Annotated in this window: 21 protein-coding genes; 18 read left to right on the forward strand and 3 right to left on the reverse strand. The window is 72.2% G+C overall.

Annotation, left to right across the window (positions count from 1 at the left end):
* Positions 1-6 precede the first annotated feature (6 nt).
* A complete protein-coding gene (locus ACZCAH_RS09025) occupies positions 7-1230 on the reverse strand; it encodes an aminotransferase class I/II-fold pyridoxal phosphate-dependent enzyme (protein ID WP_464340749.1) in 1224 nt (407 codons plus the stop codon).
* A 70-nt stretch (positions 1231-1300) separates the two neighbouring features.
* Positions 1301-1933 (reverse strand): GtrA family protein, encoded by a 633-nt coding sequence (locus tag ACZCAH_RS09030; RefSeq protein ID WP_464340750.1) that lies wholly within the window; start codon positions 1931-1933, stop codon positions 1301-1303.
* 215 nt (positions 1934-2148) lie between these two features.
* Here ACZCAH_RS09030 and ACZCAH_RS09035 point away from each other — a divergent pair, with 215 nt between their 5' ends.
* The 14 genes from ACZCAH_RS09035 (at position 2149) to ACZCAH_RS09100 (ending at position 14854) form a co-directional block, all read left to right on the forward strand.
* Positions 2149-2949: a hydroxymethylpyrimidine/phosphomethylpyrimidine kinase gene (locus ACZCAH_RS09035; protein WP_464340751.1), complete on the forward strand. Its 801-nt coding sequence runs from the start codon at positions 2149-2151 to the stop codon at positions 2947-2949.
* A 246-nt stretch (positions 2950-3195) separates the two neighbouring features.
* Complete coding sequence (locus ACZCAH_RS09040) at positions 3196-4005, forward strand: amino acid ABC transporter ATP-binding protein (protein WP_464340752.1); 810 nt, start codon at positions 3196-3198, stop codon at positions 4003-4005.
* Positions 4006-4116: 111 nt separating this feature from the next.
* Positions 4117-5106 carry a glutamate ABC transporter substrate-binding protein gene (locus ACZCAH_RS09045; protein ID WP_464340753.1) on the forward strand — a complete coding sequence of 330 codons (990 nt, stop codon included), beginning with the start codon at positions 4117-4119 and terminating at the stop codon, positions 5104-5106.
* A 69-nt stretch (positions 5107-5175) separates the two neighbouring features.
* Positions 5176-5877, forward strand: coding sequence for an amino acid ABC transporter permease (locus ACZCAH_RS09050; RefSeq protein WP_329746100.1), 702 nt, complete (start codon positions 5176-5178; stop codon positions 5875-5877).
* On the forward strand, positions 5874-6701 hold the full coding sequence (locus ACZCAH_RS09055) for an amino acid ABC transporter permease (protein WP_464340754.1): 828 nt from the start codon (positions 5874-5876) through the stop codon (positions 6699-6701). Before ACZCAH_RS09050 ends, ACZCAH_RS09055 begins: the two co-directional genes overlap by 4 nt.
* Positions 6702-6722: 21 nt before the next feature.
* A complete protein-coding gene (locus tag ACZCAH_RS09060; protein ID WP_464340755.1) occupies positions 6723-7541 on the forward strand; it encodes a class II glutamine amidotransferase in 819 nt (272 codons plus the stop codon).
* Between the two features lie 139 nt (positions 7542-7680).
* A complete protein-coding gene (locus ACZCAH_RS09065) occupies positions 7681-8508 on the forward strand; it encodes an ABC transporter ATP-binding protein (protein ID WP_464340756.1) in 828 nt (275 codons plus the stop codon).
* The gene (locus ACZCAH_RS09070; protein ID WP_464340757.1) at positions 8505-9173 is read left to right on the forward strand and encodes an ABC transporter permease; all 669 of its coding nucleotides are present in this window, start codon (positions 8505-8507) and stop codon (positions 9171-9173) included. The genes ACZCAH_RS09065 and ACZCAH_RS09070 overlap by 4 nt, the downstream gene beginning before the upstream one ends.
* A complete protein-coding gene (locus tag ACZCAH_RS09075) occupies positions 9170-9835 on the forward strand; it encodes an ABC transporter permease (RefSeq protein WP_464340758.1) in 666 nt (221 codons plus the stop codon). The genes ACZCAH_RS09070 and ACZCAH_RS09075 overlap by 4 nt, the downstream gene beginning before the upstream one ends.
* Before the next feature lie 163 nt (positions 9836-9998).
* Positions 9999-10961 carry an ABC transporter substrate-binding protein gene (locus ACZCAH_RS09080; protein WP_464340759.1) on the forward strand — a complete coding sequence of 321 codons (963 nt, stop codon included), beginning with the start codon at positions 9999-10001 and terminating at the stop codon, positions 10959-10961.
* Positions 10961-11800: an SDR family oxidoreductase gene (locus tag ACZCAH_RS09085; protein WP_464340760.1), complete on the forward strand. Its 840-nt coding sequence runs from the start codon at positions 10961-10963 to the stop codon at positions 11798-11800. Before ACZCAH_RS09080 ends, ACZCAH_RS09085 begins: the two co-directional genes overlap by 1 nt.
* Positions 11801-11995: 195 nt before the next feature.
* The gene (locus ACZCAH_RS09090; protein ID WP_464340761.1) at positions 11996-12484 is read left to right on the forward strand and encodes an SRPBCC family protein; all 489 of its coding nucleotides are present in this window, start codon (positions 11996-11998) and stop codon (positions 12482-12484) included.
* A 70-nt stretch (positions 12485-12554) separates the two neighbouring features.
* Positions 12555-13427 carry a formate dehydrogenase accessory sulfurtransferase FdhD gene (gene fdhD, locus ACZCAH_RS09095; RefSeq protein ID WP_464340762.1) on the forward strand — a complete coding sequence of 291 codons (873 nt, stop codon included), beginning with the start codon at positions 12555-12557 and terminating at the stop codon, positions 13425-13427.
* A gap of 344 nt (positions 13428-13771) precedes the next feature.
* On the forward strand, positions 13772-14854 hold the full coding sequence (locus tag ACZCAH_RS09100) for a hypothetical protein (protein WP_464340763.1): 1083 nt from the start codon (positions 13772-13774) through the stop codon (positions 14852-14854).
* A gap of 162 nt (positions 14855-15016) precedes the next feature.
* On the opposite strand, the gene ACZCAH_RS09105 is transcribed toward ACZCAH_RS09100, so the two are convergent.
* Complete coding sequence (locus tag ACZCAH_RS09105) at positions 15017-15976, reverse strand: sugar-binding transcriptional regulator (protein WP_464340764.1); 960 nt, start codon at positions 15974-15976, stop codon at positions 15017-15019.
* 143 nt (positions 15977-16119) lie between these two features.
* Between ACZCAH_RS09105 and ACZCAH_RS09110 the strand changes: the two genes are divergently transcribed.
* From ACZCAH_RS09110 to putP, 4 genes are all read left to right on the forward strand, one after another.
* Positions 16120-17862, forward strand: a complete 1743-nt coding sequence (locus ACZCAH_RS09110) for a glycerol-3-phosphate dehydrogenase/oxidase (protein ID WP_464340765.1) — start codon at positions 16120-16122, stop codon at positions 17860-17862.
* 175 nt (positions 17863-18037) lie between these two features.
* Positions 18038-18757 (forward strand): MIP/aquaporin family protein, encoded by a 720-nt coding sequence (locus ACZCAH_RS09115; RefSeq protein ID WP_464340766.1) that lies wholly within the window; start codon positions 18038-18040, stop codon positions 18755-18757.
* Between the two features lie 86 nt (positions 18758-18843).
* Positions 18844-20388, forward strand: a complete 1545-nt coding sequence (gene glpK, locus ACZCAH_RS09120; protein ID WP_464340767.1) for a glycerol kinase GlpK — start codon at positions 18844-18846, stop codon at positions 20386-20388.
* Between the two features lie 372 nt (positions 20389-20760).
* Positions 20761-22317 (forward strand): sodium/proline symporter PutP, encoded by a 1557-nt coding sequence (putP, locus tag ACZCAH_RS09125; RefSeq protein WP_464340768.1) that lies wholly within the window; start codon positions 20761-20763, stop codon positions 22315-22317.
* The last annotated feature ends 60 nt before the right edge of the window (positions 22318-22377 follow it).

The raw sequence follows: 22377 nt of genomic DNA on the forward strand, positions 1-22377 counted from the left end.
CGGCCGTCAGCGCCGCGGCGCCGCCCAGGCCTCGAGCCGCTCGAGGGACTGCTCGATCGTGTCCCGGCTCTTGCAGAACGCGAGCCGCAGGTAGGAGGCGGCGTCGCCCGCGCGCCCGCCCCGGTAGAAAGCGGACAGCGGGATCGCCACGACCCCCGCCTCCTCGGGCAGCCGCTCGCAGAGCGCCGCCGCGTCGGCCTCCCCGAAGGGTGCCGCATCGGCGACCGCGAAGTACCCGGCCTCGGGCACGCTCACCCGGAACCCGATCTCGCGCAGTCCTTTCGTGAGCAGGTCACGCCGCTCGCGGAGGTCCGAGGCGATGTCGTGGAAGGCCGAGGGGGGCAGGGCGAGGCCCGCCGCGACGGCGGGCTGGAAGGGAGCGCCCGAGGTGTAGGTGAGCCACTGCTTCGCCCCGGTGATCGCCGTGATCAGCTCGCGGCGCGCGGTGATCCAGCCGATCTTCCAACCGGTGACGGAGAAGGTCTTGCCCGCCGAGGAGATCGACACGGTGCGCTCCTGCGCCCCGGGCAGCGTCGCGATCGGCAGGTGCGCGGGGCCGAAGGTGAGGTGCTCGTACACCTCGTCGGTGACGATGAGCGCGTCGTGCCGCTCCGCCTCCTCGAGGATGGCCTGCAGCGCGCCCACCCACAGCATGAGCCCGGTGGGGTTGTGCGGGGAGTTCACGAGCACCATCCGGGTGCGCTCGGAGAAGGCACCGCGCAGCTCCGCCTCGTCGACGTCGAGGACCAGATCGCCCCGATCGTCGGTGCGGGAGGTGACGGGGACCGTGCGGTGCACGCCGCCGGCCAGCGCGATCAGGGCCGCGTACTGGTCGTAGAAGGGCTCGAGGGTGATCACCTCGTCGCCCGGGCGGACCAGCGCCAGCAGGGTCGCGGCGAGCGCCTCGGTGGCGCCGGTGGTCACGAGCACCTCGTGCGCGGGGTCCCAGTGCAGGCCGTACCAGTCGGCCTGGTGGCGGGTGATCGCCTCGCGAAGCTCGGCCTCGCCCGCACCGGGCGGGTATTGGTTGCGGCCCGCGCGGATCGCGGAGACCGCCGCCTCGGCGACCACCGAAGGGGGCTGGTCGTCGGGGAAGCCCTGCCCGAGGTTCAGCGCACCGAGCTCGGCGGCACGGGCCGACATGCGGGCGAACACGGTGGGGCGCGCCTGACCGTCCACGAGCAGGCCGGCGGCGGAGGAGGCACGGGTCCAGGGGCCGGAGAAGTCCATGGCCGGAAGTCTGTCAGAGACGTGCGGGGAGGTTCCGGGGCGTCCTCGGCAGTGCCCGGCGCGGGAACGGTCAGCGGCGCGGGAAGACGTACCGGCCGTAGGTGACGTAGCGGAAGGAGGTGGAGACGATCTGCCCGATGAAGGTGCCGGAGATGTTGTCCGCGAGCGGGGAGTCCAGGCCCAGCACGTAGCGGGAGATGCCCAGGCAGGAGAGCTGCAGTCCGCTCGCGATCAGGTTGATCAGCACGAACAGCAGGATCGAGCGGGCCGTGTCCGGGCGCGGGCGGTCCCCGAAGGTCCACAGCCGGTTGCCGAGATAGGTGAGGCAGGAGGCGGCGGCGATCGTGAGCACCTTCGCCACGAGCGGGCTGCCGTGCATGATCCCGTGACCCCAGCCCTCGGAGGGGCTCCAGAACACCAGCAGGTTGTACATCGCGGCGTCCAGCAGGAACACCACCCCGCCCACCAGCAGGAAGCGCATCGTCGAGGTGAGATGCCCGTCGACGAGGGCGGCGAGCCGGCCGCGAGGTGCGGCGGCGGGGGCCTCGGGGGCCGACGCGGCGTGGGCCGCTGCGGAGTCGGCCGACGGGGTGCCGGCGAACGGGGTTCCGGCGGACCGGGCCTCCGCCGGCGGGGCGTCGGCGGGCCCGCCCGCCCGGACGCGCGCGCGGGTGCGCCCGGCGGGGCGGTCAGGGGTCAGCACGCAGGCACTGTACCGGAGGGTCTACCCTGGATCCTCGGCCGTTGTGACGGGCCGGTCACGCAGGGCACCTCGTGCCCCGGCGGGATCGGGGCCCTGGGAGCGCACGGCCGGGCCGCTGCGACGGGTCCGACGGTGCATGTCGACCCTGGGAGCGCGCGGCCGCCCCCGTCGGCCGCCCTGCGCGGCCCCGCCCGAACGACCCCAGGAAGGCCCCCATGACCCACGTCGCCCTCGCCATCGCCGGCTCCGAGACCACCGGCGGAGCCGGTGCCCAGACCGACCTGAAGACGTTCCACCAGCTCGGCACCTTCGGCACCGCGGCGCTGACCTGCATCGTCTCTTTCGATCCGCAGAATGACTGGGCGCATCGCTTCGTGCCGGTGGACCCGCAGGTGATCCGCGACCAGATCGAGGCGACCACCGCCGTCCACGACATCGACACGGTCAAGATCGGCATGCTCGGCACCCCCGCGACCATCGACGCCGTCGCTGCCTCCGTCTCCGAGCGCGCGTTCCGGCACGTCGTGCTCGACCCGGTGCTGATCTGCAAGGGCCAGGAGCCCGGCGCCGCGCTCGACACCGACAACGCGCTCAAGGAGAAGATCCTCCCGCTCGCGACCTTCGTGACCCCCAACCACTTCGAGACCCTCTCGCTGTCCGGCATGGACTCGATCGAGACCGTCGAGGAGCTCACCGAGGCCGCGAAGCGCATCCACGACACGTACGACGTGACCGTGCTGGCCAAGGGCGGCGTGGTGCTCCCGGGCGAGGACGCCGTGGACGTCTTCTATGGCGGCGAGCAGGTCGTCGAGCTGCGCAGCCCCAAGATCGGCCAGGAGCGGGTTTCCGGCGCCGGCTGCACTCTCGCCGCCGCGGTCACCGCGGAGCTCGCCAAGGGCGCGACCGAGCTCGAGGCCGCCCGGGTCGCGAAGGACGTGGTCACCAGCTCGATCGAGCACCGCCAGGGCGGTCATGCGCCCTTCGAGGCCGTCTACCAGGGCGCATACCAGGGCTGAGCCGGCCGGGCTGGTCCCACCGGACGGCGCCGAGTGTTGCGTCTGGACCGCTAAGGGGACCGGGTGGCGGTCCGAATGCAGCACTCGGTGATCGTGGCAGGGTCGGCGCCCCGCAGCGCCCGCCGCCCCGCCAGCCGTCCCCCGCCCCGCCTCGCAACGCCGGCCGCAGGTCACGGAACCGTCCCGAATCGCGACATCGCCGTCACGTAAGTGGACAGGAGGCCGGGAACTCCGAAGGATCAGGGCATGGACCCCGCCCGCCCCGACGCCTCCGTGCACCCCTCGGCGCTCTCCGCCGCGCCCTCCGCCGCGTCGCCCGCCGAGCCCCTGATCTCCGTGCGCGGCGTCGACAAGTTCTTCGGCGACTTCCAGGCGCTGAACGGCATCGACCTGGACATCCACCGCGGCGAAGTGGTCGCGCTTATCGGGGCCTCCGGCTCCGGGAAGTCCACGCTGTGCCGCTGCCTGAACCGGCTCGAGACCCTCTCCGCGGGGGAGATCCGCATCGACGGCGAGCTGCTGCCCGAGGAGGGCAAGGAGCTCACGCGGCTGCGCGCCGACGTCGGCATGGTGTTCCAGAGCTTCAACCTCTTCCCCCACCTCAAGGCGATCGACAACGTGACCCTGGGCCCGCGCAAGGTCCGCGGCGTGTCCAAGACGGAGGCGGACGCCCAGGCGCTCGAGCTGCTCGAGCGGGTGGGCCTCGCCGACAAGGCGCACTCCCTGCCCACGGCGCTCTCCGGTGGCCAGCAGCAGCGCGTGGCGATCGCCCGTGCCCTGGCCATGAAGCCCAAGGCGATGCTCTTCGACGAGCCGACCTCCGCCCTCGACCCCGAGGTGATCAACGAGGTCCTCGACGTGATGACCGAGCTCGCCGAGGCGGGGATGACCATGCTCGTGGTCACCCATGAGATGGGCTTCGCCCGGCACGTCTGTGATCGCGTGGTCTACATGGACCAGGGCGAGATCGTGGAGGAGGGCGATCCCGAGGAGTTCTTCAACGCCCCGCGCACCGACCGGGCGAAGGCCTTCCTGTCCAAGATCCTCGCCCACTGAGATCCCCTCCCTCGACGCCCGACCCCTCCGAGCCGAAGCCCCAGCCGGAGTCCCGACCCAGCCACCCCACCGTCGACCCGCCCGGGCCGACCCGACAGACCGGAGAGTCCCATGACCAGCACCAGCTTCCGACCCGGCCGCCGCGCCGTGGTCGCCGCCGCGACCGCCCTGCCCCTCCTCGGCCTCGCCGCCTGCAGCACGGACACCGGCGACGGCCCCTCCCTCGGCGGAGGCGGCGAGGGCGGCGCCTCCGACGGCGGCGGCGCGGGCGGCGACGCCTTCGCCGACGTGATCGCCTCCGGCCCCGTCGCCTCCGACGACGTGATCGCCGCGAGCCCCTGGGCCACCGCCATCCGCGAGCGGGGCCAGCTGATCCGCGGCGGCACCCTCGCCAACCAGGTCTTCTCCCTCGCCAGCACCACGGGCGGCCAGCCCACCGGCTTCGACGCCGGGGTGACCCAGCTTCTGGCCCGTTACCTCCTCGGCGAGGGCGGCGAGGAGAAGGTCGAGTATCTCGACACCACGGTCGAGACCCGCGAGACCATGGTGCAGAACGGCACCGTCGACTGCGTGGTCGCGACCTACTCCATCACCCCGGAGCGCCTCGAGGTCATCGACTTCGCCGGCCCCTACTACCTCTCCGGCACCGCGATCCAGGTCCGCACCGAGGACGCCGAGACCATCTCCGGCCCGGAGGACCTCACCGGCCTGAACCTGGTCACCCAGTCCAACTCCACCGGCGTGCAGGCCATCGAGGAGTTCGTGACCGACCCGGGCGAGGTGCAGACCCTCCCCGACAACGAGTCCTGCGTCGCGGCGCTCAAGCAGGGCCGCTCCGACGCCTACGTGCTCGACCAGGGCGTGCTGCTCGGCAACTCCGCCGCCGACCCCGAGGTCACCGTGGTGGGCGAGCCCTTCGTCGACGACCCCTACGGCATCGGCCTCGCCCAGGACGCCGAGGGCGCGCTCGACCTCGTCAACGGCTTCCTGCAGGAGATCATCGACGCCGGCGTGTGGGAGCAGCTGTGGACCGCGACGGTCGGCCAGGTCATCGACGGTGAGGCTCCCGAGCCGCCCACCCCCGGCGATCTCCCCGCTTGATCCGCCGCCGACGGGGCGCCCTGCGCGGTGTCCCGTCGGCCGTCCCGTCCCCGCGAGAGGCCCCCGCCGATGAGAGTGATCCTCGAGAACCTGCCCCTGCTGCTGCAGGGCGTGGGGTTCACCATCGCCCTGACCCTGCTCGGGTACGCCTTCGCGCTCGTGCTCGGCACGGTCGTGGCCGTGTGCCGGGTCAGCCCTGTGCCGCCGCTGCGCTGGGCCGGGGCGGTGTACGTCGAGATCTTCCGCAACATCCCGCTGCTGAGCCTGCTGATCCTGATCGCCTTCGGCCTGCCTGACGTCGGGCTCCGCTTGCCGTACTTCTGGTGCGGCGTGCTGGGGCTGACCCTCTCCTCCGCGGCGTTCGTCGCCGAGAACGTCCGCTCCGGGATCAACACGGTGCCCGTCGGCCACGCCGAAGCGGCCCGCTCGATCGGCCTCGGCTTCTTCGGCACCCTCCGCTTCGTGGTGCTGCCGCAGGCCTTCCGCGCCATGATCCAGCCGCTGGTCAACGTGTTCATCGGCACCGTGATCGGCTCGGCGCTGTGCTCGGCGATCGCGGTCCAGGAGATCACCTGGGTCACCCAGACTCTCAACATCCGCTCCGGCCAGGCGGTCGTCATGTTCCTCGTGGCGGGTGCCGTGTACCTCGGCATGTCGCTCGGCGGCGCGGCGCTCGGCGGGGCGCTGCAGCGGGCGGTCGCCCCCGGTGGCCGGGGGCGCACCGACCGGGCCCGGCGCACCCTCGACGTGACCGCGGGAGCGCAGGCATGAGCGCCGGCAACGCCGCCTCGACCCGGGTCCTCTTCGACGCCCCCGGTCCCCGCGGCCGCCGCCGCATCCTGCTGCTGTCGATCCTCAGCATCGCCGTCTTCGCGACCCTGATCGGGCTGGGTCTGTGGCAGTTCCAGCGCAACGGTGAGCTCGACCCGGGCAAGTGGATCGTCTACCTGCGCGTGGACTACCTGGCCTTCCTCGGACGCGGACTCGTCGGCACGCTGCAGGCCACCGCCGTCGGCGCCGTGGTCGCCTTCCCGCTCGGCCTGCTGCTCGCCCTCGCGCGGCTCTCCCGGAGCCGCCTGCTGAGCGGGGCCGCGACGGCGTGGATCGAGTTCTTCCGCGGGATCCCGATGCTGCTCGTGGTCTACGCCTTCCTGCTCGCGCTGCCCGCCTTCGGGGTGACCTTCCCGCGCTTCTGGATGCTGGTCATCCCGATGATCCTGGTGTCCTCCGCGAGCACCGCCGAGGTGTTTCGCGCCGGCATCCAGGCCGTGGACCGCGGCCAGCACGAGGCGGCCGCGGCGATCGGCCTGGACCACGGCCAGGCGATGCGCTCGGTGGTGCTGCCGCAGGCGGTGCGCCTCGTGCTGCCGAGCCTGATCCTGGCCCTCGTCTCCCTGCTCAAGGACTCCACGCTCGGGTACGTCGTCTCCGTCAACGAGCTGCAGTTCCAGGGCAAGACCATGGTCTCCATCACCCGCTACCTGGTGCAGACCTACGTGGTGGTCTCCGCGATCTACATCGTCATCAACTTCGTTCTCACCCGGATCGCCCTGCTGCTGGACGCCCGGATGAAGGCCCGCGCGGCGGCGTCCTGAACCGTCGGGGAGGAGAGCGTCATGTGCCGACTGCTCGGCGTCGTCGCCCACGGCGGGCGGAGTCTCCACGAGGTCGTCCCGGAGGAGCTGCCGCTGTTCACGGCGCTGTCCGAGCGGCACAAGGACGGCTGGGGCGTGGCCTGGTACGCCGGGGGAGCCGGGGCCGACGGGGCCGACGATCCCGCTCCGCTGCGGCCCGTGGTGCGCCGCGGCACCGACACCGCGCGGGAGTCCACCGGCTACGGGGACGCCGTGCAGGCCGCGCACGGCGAGGTGGTCGTCGCCCATCTGCGGCGGGCGAGCGTGGGCCTCGCCCTCGAGCTCGCGAACACGCACCCCTTCGTCGAGGGGGAGGTGACCTTCTGCCACAACGGGCAGTTCGACCTGTCCCGGGAGCTGCGGGAGCGGATCCTCGCCCGTGGGGGACGGCCGCCGCAGGGCACCACCGATTCCGAGCTGCTGTTCTCCCTGATCACGGCGTGGGCCGCGGAGCGTCCGCGGCATGACGGACGGCCCGACTGGGCGCTCGCGCTCCAGCACGCCGCGCGGGAGCTCACGGCGCTGACGACGGAGCTGTTCGGCCGGCCGCCGGAGTCGCTGAACTGCCTGCTCACCACGCCCGGCACTCTCCTCGCCTACGCCCAGCACGATCCCGCGCAGGCGCCGACGGACCAGCCGACCGAGGTGTACGACCTGCGATGGCGGGCCGATCACGACCGGGTGCTGATCTCCTCGACCGGATACCCGCAGCCCGGCTTCGCGACCCTCGCGCAGGGGGCGGCCCTCACCGTGCACCGCGGCAGTCTCCGGGTCGAGGAGCATCCGCCGCTCGCGGGCTGACCCGTCGGCCGTGGGCGGGACGGACTGACCCGTCGGCACCCGCCGGACCGGGATGCTCCCGTCGGCCCCGTGCATGCAGTAGTGTCGATTGGGCACGCTCTCGAACACCTGTACGACGAACCCCGAGTGGGGAGGCCCCGTGATCGCTTTCGAGAAGGTCGGCAAGACGTACCCCGACGGCACCACCGCCGTCGAGGAGTTCAGCCTCGAGATCGCCTCCCACGAGACGATCGTGCTGGTGGGCACCTCGGGCTCCGGCAAGACGACGCTGCTGCGCATGGTCAACCGCATGGTCGACCCCTCGCGCGGCCGGGTCGCGATCGACGGGGACGACGTCGCGGGCCTCGATCCCGTGCGCCTGCGCCGCTCGATCGGGTACGTCATGCAGGCGAGCGGACTGCTCCCGCACCGCAGCGTGCTCGACAACATCACCACGGTCCCGGTCCTCACCGGGTCCAGCCGCCGGGCCGCCCGCCCGCGGGCGCTCGAGCTGATGGAAACGGTCGGCCTCGACCCCGCGCTCGCCGTCCGCTACCCCTCGCAGCTCTCCGGCGGGCAGCAGCAGCGCGTCGGCGTCGCCCGGGCGCTCGCCGCGGACCCGAACATCCTGCTCATGGACGAGCCCTTCGGCGCCGTCGACCCGATCGTGCGCGCCGAGCTGCAGCACGAGATGCGGCGCCTGCAGCAAGACCTGCGCAAGACCACCGTCTTCGTCACCCACGACATCGACGAGGCCTTCCTGCTCGGCGACCGCGTCGTCATCCTCCGCCCCGGCGGGGTGATCGCTCAGGTGGGCACACCGCAGGAGATCCTCGCCGCCCCGGCCGACGACTTCGTGCGCAGCTTCGTCGGCGCCGACCGCGGGACGCGCACCCTCCACGTCGAGGAGGTCGAGGGGCGGCGGATCGTGGTGGACGCCGACGGGCGGGCCGCCGGGGTGCTCACGGCCGACGGGCCCGGCGCATGACCTGGATCGGGGCGAACCTCGGCCTCATCGGCGAGCAGCTGCTCGCGCACCTCGCCCAGGCGCTCCCCGCGATCGTGCTGTCCTTCCTGCTCGCGGTGCCGATCGCGAAGCTAATCGCCGTGCGCGGCTGGCTGCGCACTCCGCTCACCGCGGGGGCGGGTCTGCTCTACGCGGTGCCCTCGTTGCCGTTGTTCATCGTGCTGCCGCTCGTGCTCGGCACCTCGATCCGCAGCCAGGGGAACGTGGTCATCGCGCTGACGATCTACGGCCTCGCCCTCATGGTGCCGAGCGCCTCCGAGGCCCTGCGCGCCGTGCCGGGGGAGACCCTTCGCTCCGCGACCGCACAGGGGTACGCGCCGCTCGCCCGCTTCCTGACCGTCGAGCTCCCTCTCGCGGGTCCCGCCCTCGTGGCCGGGCTGCGGGTGGTCGCGGTCAGCACTGTCTCCCTCGTGACCGTCGGCGGGGTGCTCGGCGTGCCCAGCCTCGGCATGCTGTTCATCGACGGGTTCCAGCGCGGCATCATCGCCGAGATCCTCGCCGGGGTGGTGCTCACCGCCGCCCTCGCCCTGCTGCTCGACGCGCTCATCGTGGTCCTCGCCCGGATCGCGCTGCCCTGGGCGCACCAGCGGCCCGTGCGCCGCCGTACGACGGGAGGTGCCGCATGATCCAGCTGCTCGAGGCCCTCGCCTGGATCGCCGACCCCGCGCGCTGGCCCGGTCCCTCGGGCATCCTCGTCCGGCTGGGCGAGCATCTGCTCTACACGCTGCTGGGCGTCGGCATCGCCGCGCTCATCGCCCTCCCGATCGGCCTGTACGTGGGGCACACCCGTCGCGGCCGCGGTCTCGCCGTGGCGCTCAGCGGTGCCGCCCGCGCGCTGCCGACCCTCGGTCTCGTGACCCTGTTCGGCCTGTGGCTCGGGGTGGGGCTCACCGCGCCGATGCTCGCCTTCGTCATCCTCGCGATCCCGTCCCTGCTCGCGGGGGCCTACTCGGCCTGCGAGGCCGTCGACCCCCGCGCCGTCGACGCCGCCCGGGCCCAGGGCATGACCGAGTGGCAGATCCTCACCCGGGTCGAGGTGCCGATCGGGTTGCCGCTCCTCATCGGCGGGGTGCGCCTCGCCGCGGTGCAGGTCGTCGCGACGGTCATGCTCGCCTCGTACATCGGCAACGGCGGGCTGGGGCGCTTCATCTTCCTCGGCCTGAACCTGCGCGACTACCCGCAGATGCTCGCCGGCAGCCTGCTCGTCGTCGCCCTCGCCCTCGTCCTGGACCTCACGCTCCGCCTCGTCGAACGGCTCACCGCCCCGCGCGGCGCCGCCCGCGCCTGAGGGTGGCGGCGCCCGTCGGCCCCCGACCCGTCGCCCCCGCCCCGTCGTCAGCCCCGACCATCCGCCGACCCACCGCCGGACCCCGCCGCACCACCGCAAGATCCCCGCCGACCGACCACCGCACCACCCATCAGACCGCTCGAGCCCGTCCCAGGAGGACACCATGACCGCACGCCGCCCCCGCACTCCCGTCGTCGGCCGCCGCAGCGCCGTCGCCCTCGCCGGCACCGGCCTGGTCGCCGCGACCGCCGCCGCCTGCTCGAACGCCGACCCCCTCGCCGAGGACACCGCCGCGCCGGACGGCGAGGCCTCCGACGGCGGCGGCGCCGGCGGGACCATCGTCGTCGGCTCCCAGCAGTACTACTCGAACGAGATCATCGCCGAGCTGTACGCGCAGGTCCTCGAGGCGGCCGGGCTCACCGTCGACCGTCAGTACCAGATCGGCCCGCGCGAGGTGTACATGCCCGAGCTCGAGTCCGGCGCGATCGACCTGCTGCCCGAGTACCTCGGCAACCTGCTCCAGTACGTCGACCCCGAGGCCGCCGGCGGCACCGCCGACGAGCTCTCCACCGCGCTCGGCGAGGCCCTGCCCGAGGGGCTGCGGGTCCTCGACCACGCCGAGGCGACCGACCAGGACTCCTACACGACCACCGCCGCCTTCGCCTCCGAGAACTCGCTGGCCTCGATCGCGGACCTCGCCGGGATCGACGGTCTGCAGATCGCCGCGAACCCCGAGTTCGAGGATCGCCCCTACGGCCCCGCCGGCGCGCAGGAGATCTACGGCGTGACCGTCACGGTGCTGCCCGTCTCCGACTCGGGCGGCCCGCTCACCCTCCAGGCCCTGCTCGACGGCACCACCCAGCTCGCCGACATCTACACCGCCGACCCCGCGATCGCCGCGAACGACCTGGTCACCCTGGAGGACCCGGAGGCGATGATCCTCCCGCAGAACGTCGCCCCGCTGGTCTCCGCCAAGATCGACGAGGCCGCCGCGGCGGCCCTCGCCCCCGTCACCGAGGCGCTGACCACCGAGGAGCTGATCGCGCTGAACACCCGCAGCGTCGACGAGCAGCTCGACTCGGCCACCATCGCCGGGGACTGGCTGGCCGAGAAGGGCCTGGTCTGATGCGGATCGTCGTCACCGGCGCGAGCGGGAAGGTGGGCGGCGAGGTCGCCCGCCTGCTGCACGGCCGGCCCGGGGTGGAGTTGCGCCTCGTCGGTCGGACCATGCGCCGGCTCCCGGAGCTCGCCGGGGCCGAGCGGGCCCTCGCCTCCTTCGCCGACGTCGAGGCCTGCCGCGCCGCCTTCACCGGGGCCGACGCGCTGCTGCTCGTCTCCGCCGGGGAGGCCGCGGACCGCCTGGACCAGCACCGCACCGCGATCGACGCGGCCGTCGCCGCCGGGGTGCGTCACGTGGTGTACACGTCCTTCCTCGGCGCGTCGGAGTCGGCCGGCTTCACGCTCGCCCGCGATCACGGGGCGACCGAGCGGATGCTGCGGGAGTCGGGCCTGAACTGGACGTTCCTGCGGGACAGCTTCTACGCCGACGTCCTGCTCGACTTCGCCGGCGAGGAGCGGGTGATACGCGGCCCGGGCGGCACCGGGCGCTGCGCCTTCGTCGCGAGGCGGGACGTCGCCGAGGTCGCCGCCGCGATCCTCCGCGACCCCGCCCCGTGGGCCGGGCGCACGCTCGACCTGACGGGGCCGACGGCCGTCAGCCTCGGCGAGGCGGCGCTGCTGCTCACCCGCGCCCGCGGCGAGGAGTACGAGTACGTCGACGAGACGATGGCGGAGGCCCGCGCCTCCCGCGCGCCGTACGGCGCGCCGGACTGGCAGGTCGAGGCGTGGATCAGCACCTATACGGCGATCCGGGACGGGGAGCTCGACGTGGTCGGCGACGGGGTGCGCGAGGTGCTGGGCCGGGCGCCGCGCCCGATCGGAGAGGCGGTCGCGGACCCGCTGTAGGGGCGGTCCGTGCGCGTCCGACGAGCGGGGTCCGCCCGCGGGTGGGCCGACCCATGTCGGTGGGGGCACCGGCGTCGGCGGGCGAACCGGCGTCGGCGGACCTGCCGCCGTCGGCCGAGGCACTCGCGCCCGACGCTGATCTCTGCCAGGCTTCCCAACAGGCGGCGACGAGGCCGCCGTGACCCGAGGAGCGCCATGACCTCCGAACAGCCCACCCTCCCCGCCGACGCCCCGGTGCCCGACGAGATCATGCACAGCGTCCCCATCCGGGCGAGCGCCGAGAGGGTGTACGGCATCGTGCGCGAACCCGGCTGGTTCATCAACGACGGCGAGTACCGGGAGCATGAGATCAGCGGGGACCGGGACGTGGTGCGCGTCATCGACCCCGTCCACGGCGCCTTCCAGATCGCGATCGACGCGCTCGAGCCGCCGGACCGCGTGGTCTTCCGCTGGCTCGGCGGAGGTCTCGGCGAGCTGGCCGACGCCCCGCACAACACCGTCGAGTTCCGCATCACCACGGCGCCGGGCCCGGGGGCCGAGGGAGTGGTGCTCACCGTGCGCGAGCGCGGGTTCGCGGCGCTCGGGGTGGACGAAGCGCTGCGCCGGCGCAACTACGAGGAGAACCTGAGCGGCTGGCAGGAGGAGCTCGACCTCGCCAAGCGGCTCGCCGAGGGCGGGCGGTAGCGGCGGTGCAGCGCGCGGAGCGGCGCCGCAGCGCGCGGTAGCAGCGCCGTCGGCCGACTACCCTCGGACCATGGGCAGGGTCACCGATACCGCGCGGATCCGCACCGTCCGGGTGCGCGACGGCAGGCTGTACGCCGGGCGCAAGGGCGACCACGTCGCCGTCGAGGAGCCCCTGGACATCCGGCTCAACGGGCAACAGCTGTCGCTGACCATGCGCACCCCCGGCCACGATGTCGAGCTGATCCACGGCTTCCTGCACGCCGAGGGCCTGATCCGCTCCTGCGAGGACGTGGCCGAGGCCCGCTACTGCGACGGCGCGGTGGTCGACGACGCGAGCGGGTTCGCGCAGAACACCTACAACGTCATGGACTTCACCACGACCCGGCCACAGCTCCTGCCCCTGGTCACGAAGAACTTCACGACCACGTCCGCATGCGGGGTGTGCGGGGCGGAGAGCATCGAGGCGGTGCGCCGGAAGGGTCGCTTCGAGCTGTCCGACGAGTGGCAGGTCGACCCGCGCACGATCCTCGCCGCCGCCCGCTCCCTCGATGACCAGCAGGCCGTCTTCGCCCGCACCGGCGGGGTGCATGCCGCGGCGCTCGTGGACCTCGAGGGGAACCTGCTGGTGGTCCGCGAGGACGTGGGCCGGCACAACGCCGTCGACAAGGTGATCGGCTGGGCGCTGCTCGAGGACCGCCTGCCGTTGCGGGACGTGTTCCTGCTCGTCTCCTCGCGCGCCAGCTTCGAGATCGCGCAGAAGGCGTACATGGCCGGGATCCCGCTCCTGGCCTGCGTCTCCGCCGCGAGCTCCCTCGCCGTCGACACCGCCGCCGAGGTCGGCATGACCTTGGTGGGCTTCACCCGCGCCGGTGAGGACGGCGACGGCCGGATGAACGTCTACACCGGCGAGCACCGCCTCGACCTCGCGGCCGCGGAGGGCTGATCGGGCCTGGCGGTAGGGCCGCGGACCCGGCTGGCGCCCGTCCCCCGGTGCTGCTCCCCTCCCGCCGTGCTGCGCCCGTCCCTCGGTGCTGCTCCCCTCCCGCCCCCGGATGGCCTGTTTCTCAACCAGTTCTGCGTCGAAACTGGTTGAGAAACGGGCCACGAGCGCCCAGCCCAGCTCGGGGCAGCAGATATGGCCCAGCCCAGCCCAGCCCAGCTCGACCCAGCTCACCCAGCCCTGCCGCGTCGGGGCCCGGCGTCGCGACGAGTCCTCCCCAACGCCGTCCATCCACATCAGAGGCTCTGGCCGCGTGGGGCCCACGTCCGGTGCCTACCGTCGGCGTCATGAGGAAGCCGATCGAGGAGTACGCCAGGCACCTGCTGCATCACAGCAGCTGGGCCGCTCTGGGTTTCCACTCGCGGGACCTGGCATCCCCGAGCTTCACCACGGTCTTCCCCGGGTACCAGACCCCGACGGAGCATCCGGCGCTGGTCAACGCCATGTGCTGGGTGCTCCAGAACATGGTGATCCCCGGCGCCGTGATCAGCCACTCGACCGCGGCCCTGCTGCTCGGCGTCCCGATGCCCCTCGCACTCGATGGCGGCGTCGACGCGCTCCGCACCGGAGCGTTCCTAGGCCCCGACGGCGTGGAGCGGATACCGTCGCTGCGCCCGGGAGCGTCTCTCGGCAACGGGGCCCAGCTTCCGATCATCCGTGCACGGGTCGAGCGGGGCGGGAGCTCGGCCGTCGCACGGGGAGCGATGGTGCATCGGATGCAGGTCGGCCCGACGGTGACCCATGGCCGGCTCACGATATCCGCACCGGCCGAGGTATTGCGCGAGGTCGCCCTCCTGATCCCCCTCTGGGACCTCGTCGCCGCCGTGGACGGAGTGCTCGGACCGGCGCTGCGCGGCCTGGGTGAGACGCCCTCCTCCCTTGCTACCGCCGTGGCTGACGCGAAGGGCCAACGGGGCTCGGCCCGGGTTGCGGAGGCGCTGTCCCTCGCCCGTGAGAGGGTGCGGTCGCCGGGCGAGACGATCTTCCGTCTGCTGCTGGAGCGGGCCGGTCTCCCCGAACCCGCCGTGAACCTCCCCGTGCTGGATCCGCTGACCGGAAGCATGAGGGAGATCGACCTGGCCTGGGAAGACATCGGTCTCGGCCTCGAATACGACGGGGACCAGCATCGTCTGACCAAGGATGCATGGGGTGACGACGAGCAGCGCCGCGACGAGCTCGCGTCTCGCGGGTGGACGCTCAGTCGGGCCAACGGTCGCGACCTGTATCGCCCGATCCGCATCCTGCTGCGGCTGCGGCGCACCATGGCCGAGCGAGGCGTGGACGTGCCCGAGGAGTCGGCCGTGCGGCGGGCGGTCGCGGAGGTCGGCGAGCTGGGGCTCTCGACGAGGATCGCCCGCCGGCACGGGTGACCGGCGCGGCATGGACGGCCCGAGCGCCGCATGCGCAGCGGTGTCGTCGACGATGGCCTGATTCTCAACCAGATCAGGGCCAGAAGTGGCTGAGAAACGGGCCATTGCCGGCGGGTGGCCGGCGGGGCGGGCTGGGGCGCGAGGCTGCCGCCCCCGCCCGGCTCAGCCGAGCGCGAGGAGGGCTGCGGCGGTGACCTCGTCGAGGACCAGGTCGGTGGCCACGCCCGCGCGCAGGGCGGCGCGCAGCGGGAGGGCCTTGCGGGAGCCGGAGGCGACCAGCAGCCGGCGCGGGATGCGCGCGAGACGGTCCGGGGCGGTGCCCGAGCCGCGGGCGTTCATGGCGATGTCCCGGAAGGTGCCGTCGGACCGCAGGAAGACGGTGCACACGTCGCCTACCGCGCCGTCGGCCCGCAGCGAGCGCAGGTCGGCGGCGGTGAGGTAGTTGTGGGTGTAGACGTGGCTCGGGACCTCGGCGTCGAAGGCGCCCACGCTGAACACCGCGACCGTGGCCTGCGCCTGCGTCTCGAGCACGCGCTGCACGGAGCGCTCGCGCCACATCGCCTCCCGGGTCGCGGGGTAGTCGAAGAAGGCCGGGACCGGGAACTGGTGCACGGTGGCGTCCCAGCGCTCGGCGGCGCGGGCCAGCACGGTGGAGATGTAGGTCAGTCCCGTGCCCTCGACGTTGATCGCGCCGTTCAGCTGGACGATGCGCAGCCCGGGCACCGGACGCGGGCGTACCGCCCCGAGCAGTGCGGCGACGGTCGTGCCCCAGGCGACGCCGAGGGTGCCGCCCGGCTCGAGCATGTCGTCGAGCAGCTCCGCGGCGGTGCCGACGACGGAGGCGAGGCGGTCGCGCTGGTCGCCGTCGGGCGGTCCAGGCACCACACGGACCCGCACCCCGTGCTGGCGGGTGATGCGTCGGGCGAGCTCGCCGACCCGGTGCGCCTCCGGCGGTCGCAGCGTGATGTCCACGAGCCCCTCGGCGCGGGCATCGCGGAGCATGCGCGAGACCGTCGAGCGCGACACATCGAGCTCCCCAGCGATCGCCTCCATCGTGCGGCCCTGGTCGTAGTACATCCGTGCAGCGGTGAAGAGCTCCTCGAGCCGGGAATCGCGCGACATGCTGCCAGTGTTGCACGTTCGTGCAGCCAGCTTGCGTCGCTCTGCACGCCCGTCCCAGGATGGCCCAGACCCCGCCGTGGAGCGTGCGACGGGTCCCCGCCCAGCCGGCGGGGACGTCAGGAGCCGATGCGAAGGAGCAGCCCGTGCCCGATCAGCAGCGATCCGCCCTCACCCCCGAGGGCCGCGCAGCCCATCTCGACCGCCTCCGCGGCGCGACCGCGGACAGCCCCCTCGACGTGCTCGTCGTCGGCGGCGGCGTGAACGGGGCGGGCGCCGCCTTCGACGCCGCGACCCGCGGCCTCTCCGTCGGCCTCGTGGAGTCCCACGACTGGGCCTCCGGCACCTCCTCCCGCTCCTCGAAGCTCATGCACGGCGGCCTGCGCTACCTGCAGATGCTCGACTTCAAGCTCGTCGCCGAAGCGCTGCGCGAGCGCGACCTGCTGCTCGAGCACACCGCCCCGCACCTGGTCAGGCCCATCAAGTTCGTCTTCCCCTTCTTCAAGAAGGTCATCGACCGCGGCTTCATCGGCTCCGGCGTGATGCTCTACGACGCCATGCAGTCCGTGGGCCGCAAGCGCGCTGTCCCCTTCCACCGCCACCTCCTGCACCAGAAGATGCTCGAGGTGTTCCCGGCTCTCGACGGCGAGAAGGCCGTCGGCGCACTCGAGTACTACGACGCGCAGGTGGACGACGCCCGCTTCGTCATGATGCTGGTGCGCTCCGCCGCGCAGCACGACGCCGCCGTCGCCAACTACACCACCGTCATCGACTACCTCCACGAGGGCGAGCGTGTGGTCGGCGCCCGAGTGCGGGACGAGGAGAGCGGCGAGGAGTTCGACGTCTACGCCCGCACCACCATCCTTGCCGGCGGCGTCTGGACCCAGGAGCAGCAGGAGCTCGCCGGGGCCGAGGCCGGCCTCGAGGTGCTCGCCTCCAAGGGCATCCACATCTCCGTCGCCCGCGACCGGATCCCCGCCGTCCCCGACACCGGCATCATCACCCAGACCGAGAAGTCGGTCCTGTTCATCATCCCGTGGGACGAGTACTGGGTCATCGGCACCACCGACACCCCCTGGACCCAGGACCCCCGCGACGTGGGCGCGACCTCGGACGACATCGACTACGTGCTCGAGCACGCCAACGCCGTGCTGAAGGACGACCTCACCCGCGAGGACGTCATCGGCGTCTACTCCGGCCTGCGGCCCCTGCTGCAGCCGGTGAAGAAGGGCGGGGACAAGGGCTCGACCAAGGTCTCCCGCGAGCACACCGTCATGGAGGTCGAGCCGGGGCTCAGCGCGATCGCCGGCGGCAAGTACACGACCTACCGTGTCATGGCGGAGGACGTCGTCGACTTCGCGATCCGCGACCTCGAGCCGGACCGCCCGAGCCTGACCCGCTCGATCCCCGTCATCGGGGCCCAGGGCTATGCGGCGCTGGTGCGCGACAAGGCGGAGATCGGACGACGGTACGGCTTCGATGAGATCCGGGTCGACCGGCTCCTGTTCCGCTACGGCGCGCTGCTCTCCGACGTCCTCGCTCTGGTCGATGCGGACCCTTCGCTCGCGACCCCGCTCGAGCACGCCCCCCGCTACCTGCGCGCCGAGATCGTGTACGCGGTGCGTGCCGAGGGTGCCCGGCACCTCGCCGACGTGCTCGAGCGCCGCACCCGGCTCGACTACGAGACCCGGGACCGCGGCGTCGCGGCGGCCGACGAGATCGCCGCCCTGATCGGCGCCGAGCTCGGCTGGGACGAGTCCCGCACGCGCGCCGAGGTCACCGCCTACCGCGAGTACATCGCGGCGCGGCTCGCGGGCGAGGCGACCCACAGCGACGACGAGGCCGCAGCCCGCATCGCGACCGCCGCGGAGGTCCCCGGCCGCCGCTGACCCTGAGCTCCTCCCGGCCGTCAACAGGCCGGGAGGTCCGTCCGACGGCGATTCCGCCGTCGGACCACCCGTCGGCGATCCCGCCCTCGGACCATCGGCGGGCACGCTCCCGCCCTCCCCCCACTGGATGCCACCGGTCCCGCAGCGCAGCGGGGCCGCTCGACGAGGAGGCCCCATGGCAACCATCTTCCTGTACGAGATCGCCGGCACGGCGATGCTCACCCTGCTCGGCGGCGGCGTCGTCGCCAACGCGATTCTCGGCAAGACCAAGGGCAACGGCGGCGGCTGGCTGCTGATCAACTTCGGCTGGGGCCTCGCGGTCTTCGCCGGCGTGTACGTCGCCTACAAGACCGGGGCGCACCTGAACCCGGCGGTGACCCTCGGCCTGCTCGCGAGCGGTGCCGAGGAGTACGGCCCCGGCATCGCCGTCGGCGTCGGCAGCACGATCGCCTACCTGCTGGCGGAGGTGATCGGCGCCTTCCTCGGCGCGATCGTCTGCTGGCTCGCCTACAAGACCCACTACGACCAGGAGCAGGACGCCGGCACCATCCTCGGCACCTTCTCCACCGGCCCGGAGATCCGTTCCTACGGCTGGAACCTGGTCACCGAGATCATCGCGACCTTCGTGCTCGTGCTCGTGATCATCATGTTCGGCGCCACGCCGAGCGGGCTCGGCCCGCTGGCCGTCGCGCTTCTGGTCGTCGGCATCGGCGCCTCCCTCGGCGGGCCCACCGGGTACGCCATCAACCCCGCCCGTGACCTCGGTCCCCGCATCGCCCACGCGATCCTCCCGATCCCGCACAAGGGCGGCAGCGACTGGGGCTACGCGTGGGTGCCGATCGTCGGCCCGATCATCGGCGGCGTGCTCGCCGGTCTCGCGAGCCTCGCCCTCTGACCCCCGTTCGGACGGCGCCCGCCCCCGGGCCGGGGCTGTCCGGCACTATGAACCCATCACCCGTTCATCCCGACGAAGGAGTTCCGATGACCGACTCTCCGCAGTACATCCTCTCGATCGACCAGGGCACCACCTCGACCCGTGCGATCGTCTTCGACCATGCCGGGCAGATCGTCGCCACCGGGCAGAAGGAGCACGAGCAGATCTTCCCCAAGTCCGGCTGGGTCGAGCACGACCCGAAGGAGATCTGGAAGAACACCCGCGACGTCGTGGGGCAGGCGCTCGTGAACGCCGAGATCAACCGGCACCAGCTCGCCGCCGTCGGCATCACCAACCAGCGCGAGACCGCGGTGGTGTGGGACAAGAACACCGGGGAGCCCGTCTACAACGCGATCGTCTGGCAGGACACCCGCACCCAGAAGATCTGCGACCGCCTCGCGGGCGACGAGGGCGCCGACAAGTACAAGGAGCGCGTGGGTCTGCCGCTCGCGACCTACTTCTCCGGCCCCAAGGTCGCCTGGATCCTCGAGAACGTCGACGGCGCCCGCGAGAAGGCCGAGGCCGGGGACCTGCTCTTCGGTAACACCGACTCGTGGCTGGTGTGGAACATGACCGGCGGCACCGACGGCGGCGTCCACGTCACGGATGTCACCAACGCCTCGCGCACCATGCTCATGAACATCGACACCCTCGACTGGAACGAGGACATCGCTGGCGACATGGGGATCCCGCTCTCCATGCTCCCCGAGATCAAGTCCTCCTCCGAGGTCTACGGTCACGGGCGCAAGAACGGGCTGCTCATCGACACCCCGATCGCCGGCATCCTCGGCGACCAGCAGGCCGCGACATTCGGCCAGGCCTGCTTCGAGATCGGCATGGGCAAGAACACCTACGGCACCGGCAACTTCATGCTGGTCAACACCGGTGAGGACCTCGTGCGCAGCGAGAACGGGCTGCTCACCACCGTCGCCTACAAGATCGGCGACAACAAGCCCGTCTACGCCCTCGAGGGCTCGGTCGCGGTCACCGGCTCCCTCGTGCAGTGGATCCGCGACAACCTGGGCCTGATCAAGAACGCCCCGGAGATCGAGGACCTCGCCAAGGAGGTCGACGACAACGGCGGCCTGTTCGTGGTCCCCGCGTTCTCGGGCCTGTTCGCCCCGCACTGGCGCTCCGACGCCCGCGGCGTGATGGTCGGCATGACCCGCTTCCACAACAAGAACCACATCGCCCGCGCGGTCCTCGAGGCCACGGCCTTCCAGTCCCGCGAGGTGCTCGACGCGGCGATCGCGGACGCGGCCTCCGAGGGCGTCGAGCTCACCGAGCTCAAGGTCGATGGCGGCATGGTCATGAACGAGACGCTGATGCAGTTCCAGGCCGACATCCTCGGCGTGCCCGTGGTGCGCCCGAAGGTCATCGAGACCACCGCGCTGGGCGCCGCCTACGCGGCCGGCATCGCCGTCGGCTACTGGGACGGCGAGCAGGACGTCATCGACAACTGGGCCGAGGACAAGCGCTGGGAGCCCCAGATGGACGAGGAGACCCGCGACCGCTACATGCGGCTGTGGCGCAAGGCCGTCGAGCGCACCCTGGACTGGGTCGACGACGACACCGACGCGCTGTTCGGCTGACCCTGCTTCATCCCAGGCCCCGCCCCGCCTGGCCCCAGGCCCCGCCCCGCCTGACCCTGGGCCCACGCTGTCGTACGTGTCGGTGACACTCGTCGTACCGATACGGAGGACGGCGTGGGCCCGCCTGTTCGCCGACGACGACGCGGCGGGTGCGCAGCGGGAGCGCGGCAGGGGGCGCGGCGGGTGGCGCGGTGAGGGCGCAGCGGAAGGTCGCGCCGGGGGAGAGGCCGCGCCGACGCCGGGGAGGGCGTACCCTCGAGGGCCCCTGCCCCCTGCTCCCTAACCTCGAGAACCCTTTCCCTGTCCCCGGGCCCGCTCGTCGCCGTGAGCGGCGAGTCCGTGCGCCCCCTCCCCGGAGATCGGAGCCCCCTCATGGATCTCGTCTTCAAGCTCATCGCCCTGGCGATCTACTTCGCAGCGATGCTCGGCATCGGCCTGTACGCCTTCCGCAAGACGACGGACGGCGAGGACTACATGCTCGGCGGCCGCCAACTCCACCCCTTCACCGCCGCGCTCTCCGCGGGCGCCTCGGACATGTCCGGCTGGCTGCTCATGGGTCTGCCCGGAGCGCTCTACATGAACGGCCTGGTCGAGGCGTGGATCGCGGTGGGCCTCACCGTCGGCGCCGGTCTGAACTGGTTCTTCGTCGCCCCGCGTCTGCGCCAGTACACGCAGATCGCGAGCAACTCGATCACCGTGCCGAGCTTCTTCGGCAACCGTCTCCATGACCGCACGAACATCCTGCGGATCGCGGCGGGCGTGATCATCCTGGTGTTCTTCACCTTCTACGTCTCCTCCGGCATGGTCGCCGGCGGCGTGTTCTTCCAATCGATGTTCGGCGGCCCCTATCTCACCGGCATGCTCCTGGTGGCGGGCGTGACCATCGTGTACACCCTCTTCGGCGGGTTCCTCGGCGCCAGCTACACCGACGTCGTCCAGGGACTGATCATGCTCGTCTCGCTGATCGTCGTCCCGGTCACCGCGATGTTCGTGGTAGGCGGCCCGGGCGCCATGTTCGACTCCGTGCGGCAGGTCAACGCGGACTTCGGCTCGATGACCGCGGGCGCCACGGCCGTGGGCGTCATCTCCTCACTCGCCTGGGGCCTCGGCTACTTCGGCCAGCCGCACATCATCGTCCGCTTCATGGCGCTGCGGTCCTCGCGCGATGCGAAGTACGGCCTCGTCGTGGGCATGAGCTGGATGGTCCTGTGCGTTCTCGGCGCCATCTTCACGGCGCTCGCGGGCCTCGCCTACTTCCAGCAGAACGGTCCCGAGCTGCTGACCGATCAGACGAACGGCGAGTCCGTCTTCCTCGACCTGTCACTGCTGCTGTTCCACCCGCTGATCGCGGGGGTGCTGCTCGCCGCGGTGCTCGCCGCCATCATGTCCACCATTTCCTCGCAGCTGATCGTCACCAGCTCGGCCCTGGTCGAGGACTTCCTCGGCGGGATCGGCGTGCGGCTGTCCGCGACGGGGAAGCTGTGGGGCGGTCGCGTGGGCGTGCTCGCCGTGTCGATCATCGCGCTGATCCTGGCCCTGAACCCCGAGAGCTCGGTGCTGGCCCTGGTCGCCTTCGCCTGGGCGGGCTTCGGCGCGGCCTTCGGCCCGATCGTGCTGCTGGCCCTGTTCTGGCGGCGCCTGACCGCGGTGGGTGCCGCGGTGGGCATGATCACCGGCGCCGTGGTCGCCTTCGTCTGGGGCCAGTCCTGGGGTGCGGAGAAGCAGCCGCTCGACGTCACCTGGGGCCTCTTCGGCGGCGATCACCTCTACGAGATCGTGCCCGGCTTCGCGGTGTGCCTGATCCTCGCGGTCGTGGTCAGCCTCGTGACGCCCCGGCCCTCGGCCCAGGCGATGCGCGAGTTCGACGCGATGGAGGCGTCGCTCGCGACCGGCGAGATCGTGGAGGAGAAGACGGCCGACGCCGTCTGATCCGACGGCGGGTCGCCGACCCGATCTCGCGCTGACGGTTTTGCCCGCTGAGCTTCCACT

The sequence above is a fragment of the Brachybacterium sp. B718/18 genome (genome assembly GCF_055454375.1).

Excerpts from the sequence above, each read along its gene's own strand:
- ACZCAH_RS09115 (WP_464340766.1), top strand. The coding sequence starts at position 18,038 with ATGGCAACCATCTTCCTGTACGAGATCGCCGGCACGGCGATGCTCACC.
- ACZCAH_RS09080 (WP_464340759.1), top strand. The coding sequence starts at position 9,999 with ATGACCGCACGCCGCCCCCGCACTCCCGTCGTCGGCCGCCGCAGCGCC.
- ACZCAH_RS09075 (WP_464340758.1), top strand. The coding sequence starts at position 9,170 with ATGATCCAGCTGCTCGAGGCCCTCGCCTGGATCGCCGACCCCGCGCGC.
- ACZCAH_RS09070 (WP_464340757.1), top strand. The coding sequence starts at position 8,505 with ATGACCTGGATCGGGGCGAACCTCGGCCTCATCGGCGAGCAGCTGCTC.
- ACZCAH_RS09025 (WP_464340749.1), bottom strand. The coding sequence starts at position 1,230 with ATGGACTTCTCCGGCCCCTGGACCCGTGCCTCCTCCGCCGCCGGCCTG.
- ACZCAH_RS09040 (WP_464340752.1), top strand. The coding sequence starts at position 3,196 with ATGGACCCCGCCCGCCCCGACGCCTCCGTGCACCCCTCGGCGCTCTCC.
- ACZCAH_RS09100 (WP_464340763.1), top strand. The coding sequence starts at position 13,772 with ATGAGGAAGCCGATCGAGGAGTACGCCAGGCACCTGCTGCATCACAGC.
- glpK (WP_464340767.1), top strand. The coding sequence starts at position 18,844 with ATGACCGACTCTCCGCAGTACATCCTCTCGATCGACCAGGGCACCACC.
- putP (WP_464340768.1), top strand. The coding sequence starts at position 20,761 with ATGGATCTCGTCTTCAAGCTCATCGCCCTGGCGATCTACTTCGCAGCG.
- ACZCAH_RS09060 (WP_464340755.1), top strand. The coding sequence starts at position 6,723 with ATGTGCCGACTGCTCGGCGTCGTCGCCCACGGCGGGCGGAGTCTCCAC.
- ACZCAH_RS09085 (WP_464340760.1), top strand. The coding sequence starts at position 10,961 with ATGCGGATCGTCGTCACCGGCGCGAGCGGGAAGGTGGGCGGCGAGGTC.
- ACZCAH_RS09055 (WP_464340754.1), top strand. The coding sequence starts at position 5,874 with ATGAGCGCCGGCAACGCCGCCTCGACCCGGGTCCTCTTCGACGCCCCC.
- fdhD (WP_464340762.1), top strand. The coding sequence starts at position 12,555 with ATGGGCAGGGTCACCGATACCGCGCGGATCCGCACCGTCCGGGTGCGC.
- ACZCAH_RS09035 (WP_464340751.1), top strand. The coding sequence starts at position 2,149 with ATGACCCACGTCGCCCTCGCCATCGCCGGCTCCGAGACCACCGGCGGA.
- ACZCAH_RS09090 (WP_464340761.1), top strand. The coding sequence starts at position 11,996 with ATGACCTCCGAACAGCCCACCCTCCCCGCCGACGCCCCGGTGCCCGAC.
- ACZCAH_RS09045 (WP_464340753.1), top strand. The coding sequence starts at position 4,117 with ATGACCAGCACCAGCTTCCGACCCGGCCGCCGCGCCGTGGTCGCCGCC.
- ACZCAH_RS09050 (WP_329746100.1), top strand. The coding sequence starts at position 5,176 with ATGAGAGTGATCCTCGAGAACCTGCCCCTGCTGCTGCAGGGCGTGGGG.
- ACZCAH_RS09105 (WP_464340764.1), bottom strand. The coding sequence starts at position 15,976 with ATGTCGCGCGATTCCCGGCTCGAGGAGCTCTTCACCGCTGCACGGATG.